This is a genomic window from Micromonospora sp. Llam0 (assembly GCF_003751085.1).
GTDB lineage: Bacteria > Actinomycetota > Actinomycetes > Mycobacteriales > Micromonosporaceae > Micromonospora_E.
This window is the reverse complement of record NZ_RJJY01000001.1, coordinates 2,049,324-2,070,405: the sequence shown is the minus strand read 5'-3', so window position 1 is coordinate 2,070,405 and position 21,082 is coordinate 2,049,324. Positions and strand designations below refer to the sequence as shown.

The 21,082-nt window shown below is 70.3% G+C and carries 23 protein-coding genes and 1 pseudogene; 15 read left to right on the top strand and 9 right to left on the bottom strand.

The genetic code is table 11. From position 1 onward, the window contains the following. Nucleotides 1-58 precede the first annotated feature (58 nt). Nucleotides 59-1,360, bottom strand: a complete 1,302-nt coding sequence (locus EDC02_RS09355) for an Hsp70 family protein (RefSeq protein WP_123601593.1) — start codon at nucleotides 1,358-1,360, stop codon at nucleotides 59-61. Here EDC02_RS09355 and EDC02_RS09350 point away from each other — a divergent pair. Then, on the top strand, nucleotides 1,344-2,279 hold the full coding sequence (locus EDC02_RS09350) for a glycerophosphodiester phosphodiesterase (RefSeq protein ID WP_233605825.1): 936 nt from the start codon (nucleotides 1,344-1,346) through the stop codon (nucleotides 2,277-2,279). The genes EDC02_RS09355 and EDC02_RS09350 overlap by 17 nt on opposite strands. Nucleotides 2,280-2,297: 18 nt before the next feature. Continuing rightward, nucleotides 2,298-3,728, top strand: a complete 1,431-nt coding sequence (locus tag EDC02_RS09345; protein WP_123604655.1) for an MFS transporter — start codon at nucleotides 2,298-2,300, stop codon at nucleotides 3,726-3,728. 31 nt (nucleotides 3,729-3,759) lie between these two features. Here the strand turns inward: EDC02_RS09345 and EDC02_RS09340 are convergent, their stop codons facing one another. Beyond that, nucleotides 3,760-4,584, bottom strand: a complete 825-nt coding sequence (locus tag EDC02_RS09340; RefSeq protein ID WP_199757562.1) for a poly-gamma-glutamate hydrolase family protein — start codon at nucleotides 4,582-4,584, stop codon at nucleotides 3,760-3,762. Nucleotides 4,585-4,838: 254 nt separating this feature from the next. After that, the gene (locus EDC02_RS09335) at nucleotides 4,839-5,096 is read right to left on the bottom strand and encodes a DUF1304 domain-containing protein (RefSeq protein ID WP_123601591.1); all 258 of its coding nucleotides are present in this window, start codon (nucleotides 5,094-5,096) and stop codon (nucleotides 4,839-4,841) included. Here EDC02_RS09335 and EDC02_RS09330 point away from each other — a divergent pair. The 5 genes from EDC02_RS09330 to EDC02_RS09310 all read left to right on the top strand — a co-directional run bounded on the left by EDC02_RS09330 (nucleotide 5,095) and on the right by EDC02_RS09310 (nucleotide 10,654). Then, nucleotides 5,095-6,309: a PP2C family protein-serine/threonine phosphatase gene (locus EDC02_RS09330; RefSeq protein ID WP_148083380.1), complete on the top strand. Its 1,215-nt coding sequence runs from the start codon at nucleotides 5,095-5,097 to the stop codon at nucleotides 6,307-6,309. The two genes, EDC02_RS09335 and EDC02_RS09330, sit on opposite strands and share 2 nt — an antisense overlap. A 105-nt stretch (nucleotides 6,310-6,414) precedes the next feature. After that, nucleotides 6,415-8,136: a pentapeptide repeat-containing protein gene (locus tag EDC02_RS09325; protein WP_233605823.1), complete on the top strand. Its 1,722-nt coding sequence runs from the start codon at nucleotides 6,415-6,417 to the stop codon at nucleotides 8,134-8,136. 128 nt (nucleotides 8,137-8,264) lie between these two features. Beyond that, nucleotides 8,265-8,690 (top strand): hypothetical protein, encoded by a 426-nt coding sequence (locus EDC02_RS09320; protein ID WP_123604652.1) that lies wholly within the window; start codon nucleotides 8,265-8,267, stop codon nucleotides 8,688-8,690. Further along, nucleotides 8,687-9,046: a hypothetical protein gene (locus tag EDC02_RS09315; RefSeq protein ID WP_123601589.1), complete on the top strand. Its 360-nt coding sequence runs from the start codon at nucleotides 8,687-8,689 to the stop codon at nucleotides 9,044-9,046. The genes EDC02_RS09320 and EDC02_RS09315 overlap by 4 nt, the downstream gene beginning before the upstream one ends. A gap of 84 nt (nucleotides 9,047-9,130) precedes the next feature. After that, nucleotides 9,131-10,654 carry a tetratricopeptide repeat protein gene (locus EDC02_RS09310; RefSeq protein ID WP_123601588.1) on the top strand — a complete coding sequence of 508 codons (1,524 nt, stop codon included), beginning with the start codon at nucleotides 9,131-9,133 and terminating at the stop codon, nucleotides 10,652-10,654. 337 nt (nucleotides 10,655-10,991) lie between these two features. Here EDC02_RS09310 and EDC02_RS09305 read toward each other — a convergent pair whose 3' ends face one another. Continuing rightward, nucleotides 10,992-11,273, bottom strand: a complete 282-nt coding sequence (locus EDC02_RS09305) for a flavin reductase (protein WP_123601587.1) — start codon at nucleotides 11,271-11,273, stop codon at nucleotides 10,992-10,994. Between the two features lie 456 nt (nucleotides 11,274-11,729). Between EDC02_RS09305 and EDC02_RS09300 the strand changes: the two genes are divergently transcribed. After that, nucleotides 11,730-12,626: a helix-turn-helix transcriptional regulator gene (locus EDC02_RS09300; RefSeq protein WP_123601586.1), complete on the top strand. Its 897-nt coding sequence runs from the start codon at nucleotides 11,730-11,732 to the stop codon at nucleotides 12,624-12,626. A 19-nt stretch (nucleotides 12,627-12,645) separates the two neighbouring features. Here the strand turns inward: EDC02_RS09300 and EDC02_RS09295 are convergent, their stop codons facing one another. Then, nucleotides 12,646-13,833: an RNA-guided endonuclease TnpB family protein gene (locus tag EDC02_RS09295; RefSeq protein ID WP_199757561.1), complete on the bottom strand. Its 1,188-nt coding sequence runs from the start codon at nucleotides 13,831-13,833 to the stop codon at nucleotides 12,646-12,648. Nucleotides 13,834-13,988: 155 nt separating this feature from the next. Here EDC02_RS09295 and EDC02_RS09290 point away from each other — a divergent pair, with 155 nt between their 5' ends. From EDC02_RS09290 to EDC02_RS09280, 3 genes are all read left to right on the top strand, one after another. After that, the gene (locus EDC02_RS09290) at nucleotides 13,989-14,171 is read left to right on the top strand and encodes a DUF397 domain-containing protein (RefSeq protein WP_123601585.1); all 183 of its coding nucleotides are present in this window, start codon (nucleotides 13,989-13,991) and stop codon (nucleotides 14,169-14,171) included. A 227-nt stretch (nucleotides 14,172-14,398) separates the two neighbouring features. After that, nucleotides 14,399-15,142 carry a D-Ala-D-Ala carboxypeptidase family metallohydrolase gene (locus tag EDC02_RS09285; RefSeq protein WP_123601584.1) on the top strand — a complete coding sequence of 248 codons (744 nt, stop codon included), beginning with the start codon at nucleotides 14,399-14,401 and terminating at the stop codon, nucleotides 15,140-15,142. Nucleotides 15,143-15,288: 146 nt separating this feature from the next. Next, nucleotides 15,289-15,987: a histidine phosphatase family protein gene (locus tag EDC02_RS09280; protein WP_123601583.1), complete on the top strand. Its 699-nt coding sequence runs from the start codon at nucleotides 15,289-15,291 to the stop codon at nucleotides 15,985-15,987. Between the two features lie 13 nt (nucleotides 15,988-16,000). Here EDC02_RS09280 and EDC02_RS09275 read toward each other — a convergent pair. Together EDC02_RS09275 and EDC02_RS40785 are read right to left on the bottom strand one after the other, a co-directional pair. Continuing rightward, nucleotides 16,001-16,562: pseudogene (locus tag EDC02_RS09275) on the bottom strand (dihydrofolate reductase family protein). Nucleotides 16,563-16,645: 83 nt separating this feature from the next. Next, nucleotides 16,646-17,314 (bottom strand): helix-turn-helix domain-containing protein, encoded by a 669-nt coding sequence (locus tag EDC02_RS40785; RefSeq protein ID WP_233605821.1) that lies wholly within the window; start codon nucleotides 17,312-17,314, stop codon nucleotides 16,646-16,648. Nucleotides 17,315-17,362: 48 nt separating this feature from the next. Between EDC02_RS40785 and pip the strand changes: the two genes are divergently transcribed. Then, on the top strand, nucleotides 17,363-18,355 hold the full coding sequence (pip, locus tag EDC02_RS40780) for a prolyl aminopeptidase (protein ID WP_233605820.1): 993 nt from the start codon (nucleotides 17,363-17,365) through the stop codon (nucleotides 18,353-18,355). Here pip and lepB read toward each other — a convergent pair. Then, nucleotides 18,321-18,605, bottom strand: a complete 285-nt coding sequence (gene lepB, locus EDC02_RS40125; RefSeq protein WP_158632106.1) for a signal peptidase I — start codon at nucleotides 18,603-18,605, stop codon at nucleotides 18,321-18,323. The two genes, pip and lepB, sit on opposite strands and share 35 nt — an antisense overlap. 147 nt (nucleotides 18,606-18,752) lie before the next feature. Between lepB and EDC02_RS09260 the strand changes: the two genes are divergently transcribed. From EDC02_RS09260 to EDC02_RS09250, 3 genes are read left to right on the top strand one after another with little or no spacing between them, the layout of a single operon-like run. After that, nucleotides 18,753-19,451 (top strand): MFS transporter, encoded by a 699-nt coding sequence (locus EDC02_RS09260; protein WP_123601582.1) that lies wholly within the window; start codon nucleotides 18,753-18,755, stop codon nucleotides 19,449-19,451. A 3-nt stretch (nucleotides 19,452-19,454) separates the two neighbouring features. Further along, complete coding sequence (locus EDC02_RS09255; RefSeq protein WP_123601581.1) at nucleotides 19,455-19,847, top strand: carboxymuconolactone decarboxylase family protein; 393 nt, start codon at nucleotides 19,455-19,457, stop codon at nucleotides 19,845-19,847. Continuing rightward, nucleotides 19,837-20,376, top strand: coding sequence for a hypothetical protein (locus EDC02_RS09250; protein WP_123601580.1), 540 nt, complete (start codon nucleotides 19,837-19,839; stop codon nucleotides 20,374-20,376). Before EDC02_RS09255 ends, EDC02_RS09250 begins: the two co-directional genes overlap by 11 nt. Here EDC02_RS09250 and EDC02_RS09245 read toward each other — a convergent pair. Beyond that, entirely contained in the window at nucleotides 20,316-20,975 is a 660-nt protein-coding gene (locus EDC02_RS09245) for a flavodoxin family protein (RefSeq protein ID WP_158632105.1), read from the bottom strand. The two genes, EDC02_RS09250 and EDC02_RS09245, sit on opposite strands and share 61 nt — an antisense overlap. Nucleotides 20,976-21,082: the final 107 nt, after the last annotated feature.

Below are 21,082 nucleotides of genomic sequence, written 5' to 3'. Positions count from 1 at the left end.
CGCACTGTACCGGACCGGCCGGGGACGCCGGGGCCGTGCGGGCGGGGTGTCGTCAGCCCTACAGCAGCAGCACCACGACGACTACGACGGCGATGCCGACCATGGTGGCCAGTGCGGCCACCAGGACCGGGCCGTGTTCGTCGTACCAGGCGCGGCCCTGCGCCGCCGGTGCCGACACCGGATACGGCGGCATCGGCATCGGCTGCGGTGACACCGGCGTCGGCATCGGCGCCGGTGACATCGGGGCCGGACGCGGAGGCATCGGCGCCGGTGGACGCGGGCCGGGCAGGTCGACGCGGGCGGCGGCACCGAGGCGCAGCGAGCCGTCGGCGACGACGGTCTCCGGCTGCTCCAGGGTGGTCGGTGCCACCCCCAACCCGGAGTGGATCAGCTGCGCGGCGAGCGGGATCCGGCTGGAACCGCCGACCAGGAACACGCCGGCCAGGTCGGCCGGTGCCAGACCGGCGGCGGCGACCGTCTGAGCCAGACACGTCACGGTACGGGCCAGGTGGTCGCGGATCAGCGACTCCAGTTCGTCGCGGGTGACGTGGGCGGCGATGTCCAGCGCCGGCAGGTGCACGTCGGCGCTGACCGTACGGGACAGCGTCTCCTTCGCGCCGCGGACGTCGTCGTAGAGCAGGGCGCGGGCCCGCCGCGACCCGGTGTCGGCCGGCGCGACCAGACCGTTCCACACCGTGGTCCGGCTGGGCGAGTAGACGCCGCCGAGATGTTCGACCAGCGCCTGGTCGAAGTCGAGTCCGCCGAGTTCGGCCAGGCCCTGCTCGGCGAGCACGTCGAACCCGGTGGCGGTACGCCGGACCACGGCGGCGTCGAAGGTGCCGCCGCCCAGGTCGTAGACGGCCAACGCCCGGCCGGGTGGTATGGCCGCGCCCAGCGCCGACGTGTAGTAGGAGGCGGCGGCGACCGGTTCGGCGATCAGCGTGGGGCGGGGCAGCCCGGCGGCGTGCGCGGCCTGGACGAGGACCATTCGTCGCCGCTCCCCCCACCGCACCGGATGGGTCAGCCGGACCTCGTCGACGCCGCCGAGCTGGCGGCGGGCCTCGGCGGCGACGTGGCGCAGCAGGGCGGCGATCAGCTGCGGTACCGGAACGTCGGCGTCGCCGAGCAGCACCGTGCCGTCGTCGACGCGGCGTTTCGGGTTGGGTTCGAACCCGGACGGGTCGATGCGGGCGCGGCGGTGCGCGTCCGCGCCGACGAGCAGCCGCCCGTCGGCGTCGCGGTACACCGCCGACGGCAGCAGCGGGGTGCCGTCGAACAGCAGCGGCCGGACCCGGCCGTCGCCGCCGCGTACCACCGCCACCGTGTTCGAGGTGCCGAAGTCGATGCCGAGTGCCCGCATGGGGGCACCCTACTGCCGGCGTCGCGGCGGCCCGCACCGGTCACCGGCCGGTGACCGGTCGACGTCGCGCAACCTGCCGTACGCCCGCAGGTTGCCGGCGGCGGGCATACTGCGCTGCGTGTCGCACCGGTTCGCGTACCTGGACTCGCCGGCTCCGATCGCGTTCGCGCACCGGGGCGGCGCGGCCCGCGGTGACGAGAACACCGCCGAGGCGTTCGGCCGTGCCGTCGGGCTCGGCTACCGGTACGTGGAGACCGACGTGCACGGCACCGCCGACGGGGTGGCGGTGGTGTTCCACGATCCGACGCTGGACCGGGTGACCGGCGACCGGGGCAGCATCGCGCGGCTGCGCTGGGCGGACCTGGCCACGGTGCGGGTCGGCGGGGCGTCGGTGGTGCCGCGGCTCGACGACGTGCTCGACAGCTGGCCGCAGGTGCGGTTCAACGTCGACGTGAAGGCCGACGGTGGGGTGGAGCCGACGCTGGCGGCGGTCGACCGGTGCGCCGCCGCCGACCGGGTGCTGCTGGCGTCGTTCTCCGACCGGCGGCTGCACCGGCTGCGGACGTCGACCGGCGGTCGGGTGGCGACGTCGCTGGGCATGCAGGCGGTGACCCGGCTACGGGTGGGGTCGCTGACCGGCCGGCGGTTGCGGCTGCCGCCGTCGGTGGTGGCCGCGCAGGTGCCGGTGCGGTTCAACCGGGTACGGGTGGTCGACGCCCGGTTCGTGGCGTACTGCCACCGGCTGGGGTTGCAGGTGCATGTCTGGACGATCGACGAACCCGCCCGGATGCACGAGTTACTGGACCTCGGGGTGGATGGCATCATGACCGATCACGTCGAAGTGTTGCGTGACGTGTACCTCGCCCGTGGCCACTGGCCGCCCGACCGGCGGGTCGACGCGGACCCCGCCGCCCGTTGACCGACAGTGAAGGATCCGATGGCCGACCCCACCGAGCCACCCAGCGGGCCGCCCAGCGGGCCCGCGCCCGTACCACCGTCGTCGGCGCCGCCCGGCGCGGCGCCGTCGAGCACCCGGCGGGAACGTACCGGCTGGTACTTCTACGACTGGGCGATGTCGGCGTTCTCCACGACGGTGATCACCGTGTTCCTGGGGCCGTTCCTGACCACGGTCACCAAACAGGCCGCCGGCTGCGCGGCCGACGCCGACGAGTGCACCGGGTCCGTGTACCCGCTGGGTATCGAGGTGGCGCCGGGGGCGTACTTCCCGTACCTGGTGTCGCTGTCGGTGGCGTTGACGGTGCTGGTGCTGCCGGTGATGGGCGCGCTGGCCGACCGGTCGATGCACAAGAAGCGGCTGCTGGCGGTGTCGGCGTTCGTCGGCGCCGGGGCAACCGTCGCGATGGTGTTCGTCACCGGGGACCGCTACCTGCTCGGCGGTGGGCTGTTCGTCCTGGCCAACATCGCGTTCGGCGCCAGCGTGGTGGTGTACAACTCGTTCCTGCCGCAGCTGGGCGGCCCCGACGACCGCGACCGGATCTCCAGCCGGGGCTGGGCGCTCGGCTACCTCGGTGGTGGGCTGCTGCTGGCGGTCAACCTGGTGGTGGTGCAGTCGTTCAGCGTCGACGGTGACGCGCAGCGCACCCTGGACCTGGCCCGCTGGTCGATCGTGTCGGCCGGGGTGTGGTGGGCGGTGTTCACCCTGGTGCCGCTCGCCTGGCTGCGGGAGCATCCGGCGGCCGACGCGAGGCCGGGCGGCAACGTGCTCACCGACGGGTTCAAACAGTTGGGCCGTACGGTGCGCGGGCTGAAGACGTACCCGTTGACGTTGTTCTTCCTGCTGGCGTTCCTGGTCTACAACGACGGCATCCAGACGGTGATCGCGTTGGCCAGCCAGTACGGCACCGAGGAGCTGCGGCTGGGCCAGTCGACGCTGATCGTGACGATCCTGCTGGTGCAGTTCCTAGCGTTCGGTGGGGCGCTGCTGCTCGGGGCGGTCGCACAGCGCATCGGCGCGTGGAAGACGGTGCTGGGCAGCCTGGTGCTGTGGACCGGGGTGATCGTGGCGGCGTTCCGGCTGCCGGCCGAGGCGCCGGCGCAGTTCATGGCGCTCGGCGCGGCGATCGGCCTGGTCCTCGGCGGCAGCCAGGCGTTGAGCCGGTCACTGTTCAGCCAGCTGATCCCGGCCGGCAAAGAAGGCGAGTACTACGGCTTCTACGAGATCAGCGACAAGGGCACCAGCTGGTTGGGGCCCCTCGCCTTCGGCATCGTGTTCCAGCTGACGAACTCGTACCGGGTGGGCCTGGTCTCGTTGTTGATCTTCTTTGTGGTCGGGTTCGTGCTGCTGCTGGCGGTGCCGATGCGCCGGGCGATCGTCGCCGCCGGCAACACCCCGCCCCGGGTGCTGTGACCCGGGAGCGGGGCGGGGTGTCGCGGTGGCGTCACAGGATCGGCTGCGTCGCCTCGATCTGCGCGATGGCGGTGCGGGTGGCCGCCACGAAGTCCCAGAACAGCGTGTTGGTGGTGTGCTTGCGCTGGGAACGGGTGTTGGTGCCGAACATCGCCGAGCGCAGCGGAGTGGTCAGCTCCAGCTGGGCGCCCATGCCGAGCAGCGTCCGGTTGACGATGTTGTCGGTGGCGGTGCCGGCGATCGCCGGGATGCCGGTGGCGTCGAACGCGGTGATCCCGGCCGCGGTGTAGGCGGTGATCAGCGCGGCGCGCAACGCCGCGTTGCGTCCGCCGACGGCGACGGCCTGCGCGTTCGACGGCAGCCCGGCGGTGCCCGGGGTGCAGCCGTGCAGGGTGACGACGTTCAGCGCGCCGGCCGCCACCGACAACGCCGGGACGTCGTCGCAGTGGCTGGCGGTGACGTGCAGTTCGGCGTTGCCCGACGAGCGGATGCCTTCGAACATCCAGTAGTCGTACGTCGGGCCGGCCGGTGGGGTCGCCGCCAGGTTCGCCGGGTGGTAGCCGGCGATCGCCAGGCACAGCTCCGACGTGCCGCCTTCGATGCCGCCGCCGTGCGGGGCGATGATCGCGGTACGCGGAAACGGCGTCGCGGTGGCGTCGGAGTTGTCGAGCAGCGGATGCCGGCGGTAGCGGCGGGCGTAGTCGACCCCTTCGGCCAGGTTCGGGTCCGAATACAGGTCGGTGTTCGAGGTGTAGATGTCGGCGGCGGCCGCCGGGGTGGCCGGCAGCGTCGCCAGGGGTCCGGCGACCGCCGCGGTGGCGAGCAGGCCGAGGACCGTCCTTCTGCTGGTGTTCACGAGGTGTCTCCTCAGGCGTGGTTGCGGTTCGCCCTCCGGTGTCGGGCGAGGCACACCGTGTCACGGCCGCCGGCAGCGCCGCGAACCATTTGCCGACCAGGTTTCCGTCCGCACAGGCCCTGTCCGGCTGAAAAATGCAGCGGTACGGCGCCATTTGCGCCGACGAATCGTCGGATCAGTGACACATTCGGTGTTCGTGACCCGACATCGACGGCAGGCCACCGGTTTCCGACTGGCCTGCCGTACGGAGTGGTTCAGCCGTGAGCCGGCCCGGTCAGCCGGCGAACCCGACCGCCAGGGCGACCACACCCAGCAGCGGCGGCAGCCCCTGGATGAGCGCGGAACAGGTTGTAGAAGCCCTGGTTGAACGCCAGGGCCCGGGTGGTCAGGGCGTCCTGTTCGCTGCGCACTCCGAACACCGCGCGGGTACGCGGCGCGGTCCACACGACCGACTCCAGATAGAAAGATGTAGCCGTGGATCCGGATCGGGCAGGCCGTAGGGTGGCGGCCATGGAACGCACGCCGGAACGACAGTGGCTCGACGCGCTCAGCGACGTGCTGCTGCGCTCCCACTTGTTCCAGCCCGACGAACTGGGCGGCGCGTTCGCCGACGTGATGGCCTCCCTCGGCGTGCACGCCACCATCTACCTGGCCGACGAGGAGCAGCACACGCTGCGGCCCGTACCGGTGCCGGGGCGGGCCGACCCGCAGCCGCAACCGGTCGAAGGATCCGTCGCCGGGCGCTCGTTCACCCTGGTCGAATCGATCCCGGCGTTGAACGCCCCGGCCTGGTGGATTCCGATGGTCGACGGCACCGACCGGCTCGGCGTCATCGAGTACGTCTTCGACGATGCGGCCGTCGCCGACGGCCGGCACACCCGCCGCCGCTGCGAAACCGTCGCCGGGCTGATCGGGCATCTGATCACCGCTACCCGGCCGAAAGGCGACCATCTGCGGCTGGTCGGCCGGTCCCGGCCGGCGACCGTCGCCGGGGAACTGCTGTCGCAGGTGCTGCCGCCGCTGACCGCCGCCACGGGGCGGATCACCGTCAGCGCCGTACTGGAACCCTGCTACGACGTCGGCGGCGACGGCTTCGACTACGCCATCGACGGCGACCACGCCTTCGTGGCGATCTTCGACGCGGTCGGGCACAGCCTGAAAGCCGGTCTGGCCTGCACGACGGTGATCGCCGCCGTCCGGTCGGCCCGCCGCTGCGGCCATGACCTGGTCACCCAGGGCCGCACCGCCGACGCGGCGCTGACCGACCAGTTCAGCGACGCCCGGTTCGTCACCGCGTTCCTCGCCGACCTGGATCTGGAGACCGGCCTGCTGCGCTACGTCAACGCCGGGCATCCGAGGCCGCTGCTGCTGCGCGGCGGGAAAATGGTCCGGGAGCTGCGCGCCGGCCGCCGGCTGCCGCTGGGCATCCCCGACACCGCCGAACGTGTCGGCGAGGAGATCCTCGAACCCGGCGACCAGCTGCTGCTGTTCACCGACGGCGTGCCCGAGGCCGGAGTGCGCACCGGCGACCCGTTCGGCCTGCCTCGCCTGGCTGACCTCGCCGAACGGCAGGCCGCGACCGGGCTGCCGGCCCCCGAGGCGGTACGGCGACTCGCCCGCGCCGTCGCCGACCACCGGGGCGGCGCACCCGACGACGACGCCACCCTGCTGCTGGCGGAATGGTCCCGCACCGCCGCCGTCCGCGTCCTGCCCACCCCGCTGTGACACCTCCGCCGTAAGGCATCCGACACCGCGCCGGTCCGACCCTTCTGGCAGTACGGCTCTACTGTGGTGGCCCGACAGCGGACGGCTTCCAGCGGACGGCGGGACATGCGGGTGATCAAGCATTGGCAGGCGGCGACGCCGGCAGCCGTAGGAGCATTGGCCCTGCTCGCCGCCGCCGCACTGCTGCTCCCGGGGCGACTGTGGTCGGCGCTGGGCCGGATGGTCGTCGGCCACTGGCTGGTGCTGCTGCTCGCCGTGGCCGGCGCGACCGGCCTGGCAGTCGGTTGGGTGTTGTGGCGGCGGTCGCGGCTGGCGGGCGAATCGTCGGCGGCGCCCGTACCGCCGCAGCGTCCACTGCGTCCGCTGCCGACCTGGATGATCGTGGCCGGCGCGCTGGTCGTCGCCGGCATCACCTGGGCGGCGGTGTGGGCGCTGCAGGCCACCGTCCCGGCCGGTGTCGGTACGCCGCTGGAGGCGGCGCAGCTGCGGGTGGAGACGATCCGTACCGGACTGTCTGTCGGCGCGGGTGCCGGTGCCGCTGCCGCGCTGCTGCTGGCGTTGCGCCGCCAGCAGGTCACCGAACGGACCCAGCAGGCCACCGAGTACGACGCGGGCGAGAAACGGGTCACCGAACTGTATGTCAAGGCCGCCGAGCAGCTCGGCTCCGACAAGGCACCCGTACGCCTGGCCGGCCTGTACGCGCTGGAACGCCTCGCACAGGACAACCCGGTGCACCGGCAGAGCATCGTCGAAGTCGTCTGCGCCTACCTGCGCATGCCGTACATCCCACCGGCTGGGAAGCGCAGCGCTGAAGACGCCTCGAACACGGCGGGACCGGATCAGCTGACGCAACCTGACCCCCGGGAGGAACGCCAGGTACGGCTGGCCGCCCAGCGTATCCTCGCCCGCCACCTGCGGCCGACGACGCCGGATGACACCCCGAGCTCGGCATACTGGACCGGAATGACCGTCGACCTCACCGAGGCCACCCTCGTTGACGCCGACTTCGCCAACTGCGTCCTAAACGACGCCAGGTTCGGTGAGGCGAGGTTCATCGGCGACACGCTGTTCAATAGTGCGACGTTTAACGGCACTGCCTGGTTCGGCCGGGCGACGTTCGCTGGCCTCGCCGGATTCAACGGGGCGATGTTCAACAGCGCGGCCTGGTTCGGTCGGGCGACGTTTACCGGTGAGGCCAGGTTCGACACGGCAACTTTTAACAGCATTGCCACTTTCGGCGAGGTAGCATTCAGCGACGTCGCCGTGTTTGACAGGGCGACGTTCACGGGTGACGCCCAGTTCGATGGGGCAACGGTCGCTGGACTTACTCGGTTCGACGGCGCGACGTTCAGCAGTACCGCCTGGTTTACAGCTGTGCAATTTGCCAGGCTTGCGCGGTTCGACGGCACTACTTTCGCTGGCAAAGTCTCCTTCGATGGGGCAAAATTCACCGACTCCGCTCGGTTCAACCGTGCAACATTTACTAGCGATGCATCCTTCGATGGGGCTCGATTTGGCGCCACTGCCAGGTTCGCCGGAACCGTAATCGGCTCTGGCGGCTACAACCGCGTTGGCGGAGCAACATTTCACGGCATGGCTAGCTTCTTGGGAACAAAATTCAGCGGAAACGCACTCTTCGGGGGAGTAAAGTTCATCGGTGGGGCGCTCTTCTTCAGATCGACCTTCGAGAAGCGACTCTCGTTCGACGGTGCGGTCGCCGGTGACGGCAATCATGACGACGGCGAATGGCCATCTGGCTGGAAGGTTGACCTCGGGACACGGCGAGTGGTGCGCGTCCCGGTGGACGCGACACCGGAACCGGAGTGACGGCCCGCTTCCATCACTCCTTGGGCGGTCCGGCACGCCGCTGTAGCGGATCCGACAGCGCGGCGGTCTGACCCGCTGGCGGTACGGGTCTACTGTGGTTGCCACCTCGGACGGACGGAGTGGCGGACATGGTGGACATCGACCCGGTCGCGGCGGCGGCCGGTGCCGCGTTGATCCAGGCGATCGCGACGGACGCGTGGGAGAAGGCTCGTGACGGGGCGGTCGCGCTGTGGCGGCGGGTACGCCCGCAGCAGGCCGACGCCGTCGCCGCCGAGCTGGCCGAGGTACGCGAGGAGGTCCTGACCGCCCGCCGTGACGGTGACACCGACGCCGAGCGGGGCCTGGTCGACGACTGGCAGCGCAAGTTGCAGCGGCTGATCCGCCAGGATCCGGCGCTCGCCACCGAGCTGCGTCGCCTCCTCGACGACACTCTCACTCCCCTGCTTCCGCCGGCCGACCAGCAGCAGGTCGGCAGTATCACGATGACCGCCACCGCGCGGGACAACGCCCGTGTCTCTCAGGCCGGCCGCGACCAGCACATCACCGAGCGGTGACGCGACCCGACACCCATCTGCACGGCGAGGCCAGCGGCCACGGGCAGGTGTTCCAGGCCGCCGGTGACCAGCACATCAGTATCTACGAGCAACGGCTGGCGTACCGGGTGGAGCAGTGGCAGCCGCCGCAGCCGCCGGACCCGCGTACGTTGGTCGACCAGCCGAGCATGTTGCTCGCCGCCAACAACCAGGTGGTGCCGTTCACCGCCCTGCGCGACCGCGACCGCGCCGAGTTGGCCGCCTGGCGCGACGACCCGGCGCGCGGTGTGGCGGTGCGGCTGCTCCACGGTCCGGGTGGGCAGGGCAAGACCCGGCTCGCGGCTCAGTTCGGCGCGGACAGCATCGTCGCCGGCTAGGCCGTCACGGTCGCCCGCCACCGCAGCCAACTCGCCGCCGACGACCCACCCGAGACCACCGAGGCAACCGGGCGTGGTCTGCTGGTGATCGTCGACTACGCCGAACGCTGGCCCGCCGAAGACCTGCGAGACCTGTTCAAAGACCGGCTGCTGCGCCAGGGTGTGCCGACCCGGCTGCTGCTGCTCGCCCGACCGGAGTCGACACTGTGGCCGTATCAGCATGACCTGACGACACTCGGGTACGCGGCCGACGTCACCGCGCTGACCCCGGCCGCCGACAGACCCTCGAACCGGCAGCAGATCTTCACCGAGGCCGCCGACCGGTTCGCCTACGCGTACGGCATCGACGACGGCCCGGTCCACCCACCGGCTGACCTGGCAAGCGGGGAGGCGTACCGGCAGATCCTGGTCGTCCATATGGCGGCGCTGGTCGCGGTCGACGCGGTCGCGCGCCAGCGGACCGCACCGACCGGTGATCGGGACCTGTCGGCCTACCTGCTGAGCCGGGAGGTCGACCACTGGCACAAGCTGTACGAACAGCGGACCAGCTTCGTCACGACCCCGCAGGTGCTGAACCGTACGGTGTGCACGGCGACGTTGACCCGGCCGCTCGACTACGACGACGGCGTGGCCGCGTTGACGACGGCCGGAGTGTGCACGCCGGACGCCGCCGACCAGGTCCTGACCGACCATGCCGTCTGCTACCCGCCGGCCGAGCCGGACAAGGTGCTGGAGCCGCTGTATCCGGACCGGCTCGGCGAGGACTTCATCGCGCTACGGCTTCCCGGTCACGGGGTGGCCGGCTCCCCTACCGATCCATGGTCCAGTGGGGCGATCGCCAGGCTCATCACCGGCGCCGACCCGGATGGCGTTGGTCAGCCACCCTGGTCGGCAGCGGCGTTGGGGATGCTGGTCGAGGCAGCGATCCGCTGGCCGCACGTCGCGTCCCGGCTGCTCTCTCCGCTGTTGCGTGAGCGCCCCGAGTTAGCGGTCGCCGCTGGCGGCACCGTCCTGGCGCGGATAGCCGACATCGACACGCTCGATATCGCAGTGTTGGAAGCAATCGAGCCGCATCTGCCGCAAGGACTGCATTTCCGCCTGGCCATCGCCAAGGCAGCCATCACGAAGCGACTTGCGTCGTATCGGCTGACCACCGCAGATGAGCCAACGCGTGCGTTGTTGCTTGGCACCCTCGGGAACCAGTTGTCGGAGGCGGGTCGGCGCGACGAAGCGTTGACCGCCGCCGTCGAAGCCGTCGACATCTACCGCCGGCTCGCCCAGGCCAACCCCGCCGCCTACGAACCCAACCTCGCCACGTCACTGACCAACCTCTCCGTCGACCTGTCGAACCTGGGCCGCCGCGACGAAGCCCTGGACGCCACCACCGAAGCCGCCGACAGACATCTACCGCCGGCTCGCCAAGGTCAACCCCGCCGCCTACGAACCCAACCTCGCCACGTCACTGACCAACCTCTCCGTCGACCTGTCGAACCTGGGCCGCCGCGACGAAGCCCTGGACGCCACCACCGAAGCCGCCGACAGACATCTACCGCCGGCTCGCCAAGGTCAACCCCGCCGCCTACGAACCCAACCTCGCCACGTCACTGACCAACCTCTCCGTCGACCTGTCGAACCTGGGCCGCCGCGACGAAGCCCTGGACGCCACCACCGAAGCCGCCGACAGACATCTACCGCCGGCTCGCCAAGGTCAACCCCGCCGCCTACGAACCCAACCTCGCCAAATCACTCTGGACCGAAGCATGGGTACGGGCAGCTCACCAGTACGAACTACCTGAGGCGTTGACCGCAGCGGCCGAGTCAGTCGAGCGCTACGAGAAGCTGTTCCAGCAGATTCCGATGGCGTACGTCTGGGACCTGGTCAGAGCGCTGGAGACGTTGGCGGACGTACTCGACGGGCTCGGTCGCGGGGACGAGGCAACAGCGGTCAGGGCTCGCCGGGACGCGCTGATAGGAGAGCAATCGCTTCGGATTCGGCGATCTGGTCGGGCCAGCGGAGGAACCGGCGGTACAGGTCCGGCGGGCTGAGCTGCTCGGCGTCGCATTCCAGCAGGTCGTCGATTGCCTCGTACATCAGGGTGGCGAGGTAGACGCACATCCCGATCCGGTCGTTGGCCCAGTCGGCGATGATCTCGATCTTGGCGCTTTCGCACGGCCATTCGGTACCGCACTCGCGGCAATTCCAGTTGGGGCGGGACGCGATGTGCATCAGTGCGCCCCGTTCACTCGGGCGCGCTGTCCGCGCGTCAACAGTCCGGCGACCCACACGTACTCGGTGGGTTGGTTCCATCGGGGGCCGCGATCCCACTGCGGCGACTGGTTCGACGGCCGATCCGTCGGCTTCGGACGCGGAGCCGGCGTGTTGTGCAGGTACGGCGCGATGGCCGACGACAGGTACCTGTCGGGGCATGGCCAGCGTATTCCGCAGCGGCAGTACCGGCCGAGTCGACGCCAGTTCCGGGCGTGTCGCGGCGCGAACCGTACCGCGCCGTCGCGTGTGGACCTCAACCCCATTTGTCAACCCTTCTTACAACACATTTCCCATGATCACTGAACTCTTCCTTCACATCATGCTTATTCGCCATCTGGCTCAGCGCAATCTCGCACCGGTAGGTTCGGACCCAACATCCACCCACCATTACGCGACACGAGAGGACGGGGTTTCGTGGACGACGCCGGCAGCACTGTCCCGCGCAGGCAACTGGGCCGATACCTGAGAGAGCTTCGTGAAGACGCACATGTCACGGTCGCCGCTGCGGCCAAGGCACTCGAATGGTCGCCGCCGCGCATCTGGCGGTACGAGGGCGGCCAAGTGCCGATCCACCCGAACGACGCCGAGGCGATGTGCAGGCTCTACGGCGCGCCCCCGGAAACGATCACGACGATGCGCAACTTGGCCCGCGAGACCAAGTCACGCGGCTGGTACCACGCCTACGACCACGCCATCACGGAATGGTTCAAGCTGTACGTCGGACTCGAAGCCGCCGCCTCGACGATCCGCAAGTACGAGCCGAATGTCATCCCCGGTCTGCTGCAATCCCTGGAGTACATGACGGAAATCATCACCACCGGAAACCCCGACCTGAGCCAGGCCCAGCAGCAGGCACGCATCGAAGTCCGCTCCAAGCGGCAGAAGCTGCTCGCCCGCGTCGTCCCGCAGGCACCCGACCTCGACGTGGTGATCGGCGAGGCAGCCCTTCGCTGTCCGACGAAGGATCGGGCCGCGATGGCGCGTCAACTGCGGCACCTCGCCGCCGTCGCCACCCAACGCCACAACGTGACCGTCCGGGTCCTCCCCTTCGCAGCCGGACTTCCCAGCAGGCCAGAGGTCGGGTCGTTCTCCATTCTGACCTTCCCCAAGGTCAGCGTCCGCCCACCCGAGCCGACCACCGTCTACTCCGACGGCCCGTGCGGTGCCGTCTACCTCGACAAACCCACCGAGATCGAGGTGTACGACGGCATCTGGTCGTCGCTCAGGCAGCTCTGCCTGACACCGCTAGAATCGACCGAGTTCATCACCCGGATCGCCAAGGAGTACGACGTTGACTTCCTCCCCGCCTAAAGGACGGGGATTCCCTTGGTCACCCTCGGGGTTCCTGTTTCACCGACGACCGCCCCGTCCGAGAGGAGGACTCCCGGTGAGGTCTTACACCGCCTCCACAGGCGATCACGGAGAGCCCCTCCGCGAGAAGGTTGCGGGCCGCGTTCACGTCCCGGTTGTGGGCCTGCCCGCACCGGCAGGTCCACGACCGGACCGCCAACGGCATGTGTTCAGCCAAAGCACCACAGGCCGAGCACAGCCGGGTCGACGGGAACCAGCGGTCCACGACCACCAGGTCCCGGCCGTACCAGTCCGCCTTGTACCCCAGCATCGTCCGGAACTGCCGCCAGCCCGCATCGGAGATGGCGCGGGCCAGACTGTGGTTGGCCATCATGTTGCGGACGGTCAAATCCTCGATCACGATCGTTTGGGTTTCACGAACGAGCCGAGTGGTGAGTTTGTGCAGGTGGTCGCGGCGGCGGTCGGCGATCCGGGCATGAATCCGGGCCACCGCGAGTCGGGCTCTGGCCCGGTTCGCCGAACCTCTGGCCTTACGGGCGAGGTTCCGCTGGGCGCGAACGAGGGCGGCCCGGTCACGGCGTTCATGCCGAGGGTTGGGGATCTTCTCCCCGCTGGACAGGGTGAACAGGCTGTCGAGCCCGGCGTCGACCCCCACCACAGCGGTGGAGGCCGGGGCTGGCTCGATCCAGTCGTCGCAGAGCAGGGACACGAACCAGCGGCCCGCCGCGTCCTGCGACACCGTCACCGTGGACGGCGCCACCCCCTGCGGGAGCGGACGCGACCAGACGATGTCCAACGGATCAGACATCTTCGCGAGGGTGAGCCGGCCGTCGCGCCAGCGGAACGCGCTCGCGGTGTACTCCGCCGACCGCCGCGACCGCTTCCTCGACTTGAACGTCGGATACCCGGCGCGTTTCGCCCAGAAGTTGGTGAACGCGGTCTGCAGGTGCCGCAGCGCCTGCTGCAACGGCACCGACGACACCTCGTTGAGGAACGCGAGTTCGTCGCTCTTCTTCCACCCGGTCAGCAACGCCGACGTCGCGTGGTAGGTGACCCGTTCCCGACGCAATGTCCAGGCCTCGGTGCGGGCGGCCAACGCCATGTTGTAGACCAGCCGGACACAACCGAACGTCCGGGCAAGCTCGGCCGCCTGCCCGGGGGTCGGGTAAAAGCGGTACTTGAACGCCCGCTTCACGGTCCTGGACACAGTCCACAGTCTAACAATCCGACCGGTGAGCCCTGCGGTGGCGTGTGGATGGACGCCGATCCGCCCCGGCGGCGGATCGGCTATCTTTGCCCTGCTCCGCAGGAGTTCCATTTCCTCCCCGGCCTGAAGGCCAGAGTATCCATGGAAGGACTCCGATGAAGGCTGACGGCGTCTGGCGAAAGTCGACCCGATCCGGTGCCGACGGCGACTGCGTCGAGGTGGCCGGCCACCCGCGCACTGTCGCCGTACGCGACAGCAAGGACCACACCGGCCCGATCCTCACCTTCGGCACCGCCGCCTGGCAGCGGTTCGTCGACACGGTGACGACCCGCCCCTGATCTGCCCGGGTTCACTGCCCATTCCATGCGCCATGGGAATCCTCGCCACATTGGGGATTCCCGTGGCGCTTTCGTGTCCCGGACGTTACGTCAGCAGGTCACTACGCTCCTCACTAAATACGGATACCACACAGGACAAACAACAGAAAGCAGTGACTCTTGACCGCTGAGTGATCGACCGGTCATGATCTGTCGAGTTGATCGTCAACTGTCGATAGGAATGACTGATGAGGACTGCTCTCCACCGGGCTGGCCGAATGCTCGTCGCCTGCGCCGTCGTCGCCGCCACCGCCCTCGCGGGCGTCGTCGCCACCGGTAGTGCCGCCCAGGCCGACGGCTGCTACACCTGGGGACGCACCCTGTCCCAGGGAATGTCCGGCAACGACGTCAAACAGCTACAGATCCGCGTATCGGGCTACCCGGGCTACGGCGCGGTGCTCGCCCTCGACGGGGCGTACGGCCCCGCCACCCGGTCAGCGGTGATCCGCTTCCAGCAGGCATATGGCCTCGCCGCCGACGGCGTCGCCGGCCCGCAGACCTTCAACAAGATCTACGCGCTCCAGGACAACGACTGCACTCCGGCCAACTTCAGCTACGCCGAGCTGAACAACTGCAACAGCAGCTGGTCCGGTGGCGCGGTGTCCGCCAGCACCGCCAAGTTCAACGCCCTCGTGTCGATGTGGAAGCTCCAGGCCATGCGACGCGCGCTCGGCAACGTACCGCTCTATGTCAGCAGCGGCTTCCGCAGCTACTCCTGCAACAGCGCGGTCGGCGGCGCCTCCAACAGCCGACACCTGTACGGCGACGGCGTCGACCTGGTCGGCTCGCCCTCGTTCTGTCGGATCGCCCAGCAGGCCCGCTACCACGGCTTCAGCAACATCCTCGGCCCCGGCTACCCCGGCCACAGCGACCACACCCACCTGGGCGCCACGCCGAGCCGGTCCTGGTCCGCGTCGAGCTGCGGCATCTGAGGGTCGCTACCCGCACGGACCGAGAACTCTCCGCGCGACGGGGAACCTGTTCTTGCCTGACCGCCGGTGACCCGATCACCGGCGGTCAGGGCCGGCTGCCCGGTGCCGGGACCCCGGATCACGCGCCTACCGGACACAATGAACAGATGGACACCGTCGCGCAGCTGACCATCGTCCGCCACGGGCAGAGCACCGCGAACGCGGCCTTCGCCGACGCCCACGCCCGAGGTGTGGCCGACCACGGTCTCACCGGCCGCGACGCCGACATCGAGCTGACCGCGCTCGGCTGGCAGCAGGCCACCCACCTCGGCCGCTGGCTTGCCACCCGACCCGCCGACCAGCGGCCCGACGTGGTCGTCTGCTCCCCGTACCTGCGGGCCCGTCAGACCTGGACCCGGGTGGCCGGCACCGCCGCCGCGCTCGGCTCGCCGTGCCCGGAGGCGGTCATCGACGCACGGCTGTGCGACCGGCTGATGGGCGACCTCGAACTGCTCACCCCGCTGATGATCACCCAGCGGTTCCCGGCCGAAGCCGCCCGGCTCGCCGCCGACGGGCCGTACGCCTACCGCCCGCCCGGCGGTGAGACGTTCGACGACGTCGTCGCGCGTGTCAAGGCCGTCCTGGCCGAGCTGGACCGCGACCACGCCGGCCGGCGCGTCCTGGTCGTCGCCCACGACGCGGTGGTCATCGCGGCCCGCCACCTCCTCGACGGCCTGCCGTTCACCGAACTCGACGCGATCATCGCGACCACGCCGGTCGCCAACGCGTCGATCACCCGCTACGTCGACACCGGTGACGGCCTCAAACTGGCCGAGTTCGCCACCACCGCCCACCTGCCGCCGTGACTTCTACTGCCGCTCAGGCCGACGGACGGCGCACCCGATAGCGCAGGTGAAGGACCCGGTTGCCCTGAATGATCACGTCGGGATCGGCCAACAGGTGCTGCGCGTCGACCGACCCGAAGAAGCGTTTGCCGGACCCGAAGACGACAGGCACGACGTCCATGCGTACCTCGTCGACCAGGCCGGCGGCGACCTCGACCGAGCGGCCGCCAGCGAGCTCCTGCGCCCTAGCCACGGCCGCCTCGACGCCGTCGACGAAGTGAAACGGCGCCTCCGGGTCCCAGCCCTCCGGCACCGGCCGGTGCGTCACGACGACCACGTGGTCGACCCCCGCTGGCGGCGTGCCGTCCCAGCCGTCCGTCATGTCGAAGACGTGGCGGCCGACGATCGTCACCCCGATCTGATCCCAGTACGGCCGGATGTAGTCGTAGGACGCCCTGCGACACCCTCAGCTCACCGCTGTCGTCCAACGGGACGTCACCGCTGGACAGCCAGTCGAACAGCGGTCCGGGCTGGCCTTTCTCATCCGAGCTAAAGCCGTCCACCGAGACCGAGCTGTACATGACCACCGTGCCCACGGGGCTCTCCTCTGCGTCCGGATACCTCAAGTTAGCGTGTCGTGAGCTGGCGTTCTTGTAGAAAATCAATCCGCCGGCAGCGGTCAGCTGTCCAGCACATGGCCGGGATGCTCGCGCAGGAACCGCCGCCGGACCTCGACGCACCGGGTCGGCGTGACGCCGACGATCTCCTTGAACCGCCGCACCAGATGGGTGCTGCTGACACCGGCCGCCGTGCTCAGGCCGCCGATCGCCACCGCCCCGCAGGTCGCCGTGATGACGGTGCTCGTGTGGCGGACCAGCCCCAGGCCGGCGGTCGCGCGCAGCCGTCGGGTCAGCTCCTGCTCCAGCAGCGTCAGCATCTCGGCCGGTCCGTCCGCCGTGGCCAGCCTGTCTCGCAGCTCAGCGACGGCGGGTCGGCCCCACACCTGTTCCAGCGTCACCGGCCGGTCCCGCAGCTCGGCGGCCGGCATCGGCAGGAACGGCGCCAGCCCCCACGGCTTGACGTGCACGCCGACCGGCCGGGTCCGGGCCGGGTAGCTGAAGTCGTATGCGCGGGTGGGCGTGGTGACCACGCAGCCGTCGGCGTACTCGGCCGTCTCGATGTCGGTGCCGGCGCGGATGCGAAACGGCGCCCCGAGGTTGACGATGAGCAACGCCGCCGGCGTGGGCGGCAGCGTCAACCGGGCGTACGGCGGCGTACCCTCCGGGTGGTAGAGGTCGTCGATCAGCCCATCCAGCGGCGGTCGCGGCACTCTGGACGTGTACTCCATGCCCAACAGCATCGCCGACGACCCGCCGGCACCTACGAGGAGTACGCCGTGACCGAGCCGTACGACACCGGGATGCTCGACGTCGGGGACGGCCACCGGATCTACTGGGAGGTCTGCGGCAACCCCGACGGCGTACCCGTCGTCGTGTTGCACGGCGGGCCGGGCAGCGGGTGCACGCCCCGGCACCGCCGTACGCTCGACCCCGAGCGCTTCCGTGTCGTCCTGTTCGACCAGCGCAACTGCGGACGCAGTATTCCGTCGGCGGCCGACCCGGCCACCGACCTGAGCGCCAACACCACCGCCCACCTCGTCGCCGACATCGAACGGCTACGTACGCATCTCGGCGTCGAGAGCTGGGTCGTGTACGGCGGCTCCTGGGGCGCGACGCTGGCCCTGGCGTACGCGACGAACCACCCCGACCGGGTACGCGGCATGATCCTCGTCGCGGTCACCATGACCCGCCGGTCCGAGGTCGACTGGCTGTACCGGGGTGCCGGCCGGTTCTTCCCCGAGGCGTGGCAGCGGTTCATCGCCCACGCCGGCCTGCCCGGCTACGCATCGCCGACCGACAGCGCGCCGCCGATCGAACCGGTGCTGCTGTGCTACGGCCAGCTGCTCGCCGACCCCGATCCGGCGGTACGTCAGCGGGCCGCCGACGAGTGGTGCGCCTGGGAGGACGCGCTGATCTCCGAGGAGCACAACGGCAACCCGGGCGCGTACTCCGACCGGGAGCTGCGCCAGCGGCTCACGATGACCCGGATCTGCGCGCACTACTTCGGCCACGGCGCGTTCCTCGCCGACGGCGAGATCCTGCGCAACGTGCCGAAACTGGCCGGAATCCCGGGGGTGCTGATCCACGGACGTGCCGACGTCAGCGGGCCGGCGATCACCCCGTGGGAGATCGCGCAGGCCTGGCCCGACGCGCGGCTGCACGTCATCGGCGACGCCGGCCACACCGGCACCGCCACGACGCGTCGTGTCCTGGCCGACGCCGCCGACACGATGCTCAACCCGGTAGCCGGGCCACCATCCGGCCGGTGATGTCGTCGAGGCGCCACGGTCCGTCGTGCCGCGAATCCGCCGCGCCGTCTCGGTGGTCGCCGAGCAGGAACACCTGGCCGGCGGGCACGGTCACCGGCGTGCATTCGGTGTAGGTGCCGGCCGGCAGGTACGGCTCGTCCAGCGCGGCACCGTTGCGGTACACCAGGCCGTCGCGGCAGGTCAGCTCGTCGCCGGGTAGGCCGATCACCCGCATCGTCCGACCCCGGCCGACCCGCAGTGACACCCACACGCCGCCGGCCGCCCAGCGTACCGCTTCCGCGTCCGAGGTGACCTCGTCGAACTCAGCGAGGACGGCTTCGCCCCACGGTCCGCCCCGGTCGCCGCCGCGGCGTACCGCCCAGCGCAGAACCGCCCGCGCGGCTCGCCGGACGGGGTTGTGGCCGGCGGCCGTCGGCGTCAGCGGGCCGCCACGGTGCTGACCCTGGCGGTGCTGCGTACCCGAGCAGGCGCCGGCGCCCAACCGGGCCGTGACGTGGTCCGACTGCCGGTCCTGCTGCGGGACCGGCGCTACCTGGTGGCCTGTACGGCGGCGCTGGCGCAGGGCTGGGTCCTGTTCGGACTGCGCGGCGCGCTGATCCCCACAGTCGTCGTCGCGTGGGGACATGACGTGACCTGGGTCGGGTGGGCGTTCACCAGCTCCGCCGTCGTGCAGACGCTGCTGATCATGCCGGCCGGTCGGGTCGTCGACCGGGCCGGCCGGCGACCCGCCATGATCGCCGGCACCGGGCTGGCCGCGACGGCGATCACCGCCCTGGTGTTCGTGGACATCTACGCCTGGCTCGTCGTCGGACTCTGCGCGTACGCGGCCGGGTCGGCGCTGCTCAACGCCGCACCGGCCGCGCTGATCGGGGACGTCGTCGCCGGCCGGGCCGGCAGCGGCGTCGCCGTCTTCTCGATGTGCACCGACGTCGGCGCCGTCGTCGGCTCGGTCGTCGTCGGGCTCGTCGCCGAGCAGGCGGGCGTCGCGGCCGCCTTCGGCAGCGGCGCCGCGCTGCTGGCCGTCGCCTTCGCGGCGGCGTGGACGTTGACCACGGTTCGACCGACGACCACTGTCCCACCGACCCGAAGGAGTTGACCGATGGATCAGCCGGCTGCCCGCCGTGACCGGGGCGAGGCCATGTTCCAGCAGGTCTTCGGCCGCGAACCGCGCCCCGGTTCCTACCCGGAGTTCCTGCAGATCACCGTCGACCACCTGTTCGGTGAGATCTGGACCCGCCCGCACCTGAGCGTCGAGGAACGCGAACTGGTCGCGCTGAGCGCGGTCACCCTGGCGCGCACCGACTGGGAGCTGCGCGGGCACATCGGCGCCGCCCTGCACCTCGGAATGTCGCGGGAGAAGATCATCGAAGTCATCATCCAGCTGGCCTACTACGGCGGCTGGCCGGTCGCCAACAACGGGCTGCGGGTCGCCCAGGAGGTCTTCGCCGAACTTGACGCCGCCGCCGGCAGGGACACCGACGATGACCGGTGAACCGTCGCCCCTCGACCCGGCCGAGAAGGTCGACCTGTGGCGGCAGCGGTTCTTCGAAGCTCAGGCCGCCGCCGAGGAGTTCATCCTCGGAGAACACGGCGAGGAAGGCCTGGCCGCGTGGATCCAGGCCAACTCGCGGATCACCGCCGACCTGCTGCGGGCGCAACGGCCGGCCGGGGTGTCCGCCACCGACCACTTCATGACCCGGCTGCAAAGCCAGCTGCTGCTGTACGACTCGGCGGTTACCAGCGATCCCCAACCGTCCGGCACTGTGCTGCGCAACGCCGACTGCGGAATCCTCCGCTACCGCAGACGGGCCGCCCGCGCCGGCGTCGTGCTGACCTTCTCGTCACCGTGCCCGTACTGCCAGGAACTCAACACGGCGATCGCCGCCCGCTACGTGGAACCGGACGTCACGGTGTCGTGCGACCAGGCCGGCGACGGGTGCACCTGGCGCGCGGAGTCCGCTCACCCGCCGGAAGGCGACGCCGCCGCCGGGTCACCGCAGCGGGGCCGGACCGACGACTGAACCACCGGCAACGCCGTCCGCGCGTGCGCCGGCGGCCGGCTGACGTCAAGCGTCATGCCGAGCTGCCGGCCCACCGCCACACACAGGTCGACCGCGGCCGTACGGGTCAGGTCCTGATGCTCGCCCTGGGTGACGCACGCCGACGCCACGTTCCTGTTCCGTAGCCGCAGGTACCACGGGAACAACGAACCCAGCGCGGGCTCGGTCAGCATCGTGCGCGAATGCACGATCGTCCCCACCAGCAGGTTCCCGAACGGGCGCTGCCCGGCGTTCATGAAACTCTTCAACCGCTCCTGGAAGATCTTCAACACCGCCGGTACGTTGCCCGCGTACACGGGCATGGCGAGCAGCATCGCCTGCGCGCCCTCAGCCAGGTCGACGACCTGCGCGAAGTCGTCGTCGAGTGTGCACCGTCCCACCTCGGGGTCCAGGCAGGTGTCCTCGCCCTCGCACATCGCGATGCGATGGTCGATCAACCGGATCCGCTCGATCTGCGCGTCGCCCACCTCTCGGACGACACCGGTGATCGCCGCCTCGAGCAACGCGTCGGTCAGCGACGGCAGACGCTTCTGTGTGCAGGACAACGCGATGATCTTCACCCGAGGGGCCTCCCCTGTCCGCTCAGCGCCACGGTGGACCGGCCACCTGACCATGCGTACGTGGCCGCTCACCGAGACAGCCCCAACCTACCGGGCCGGCTGCCCGC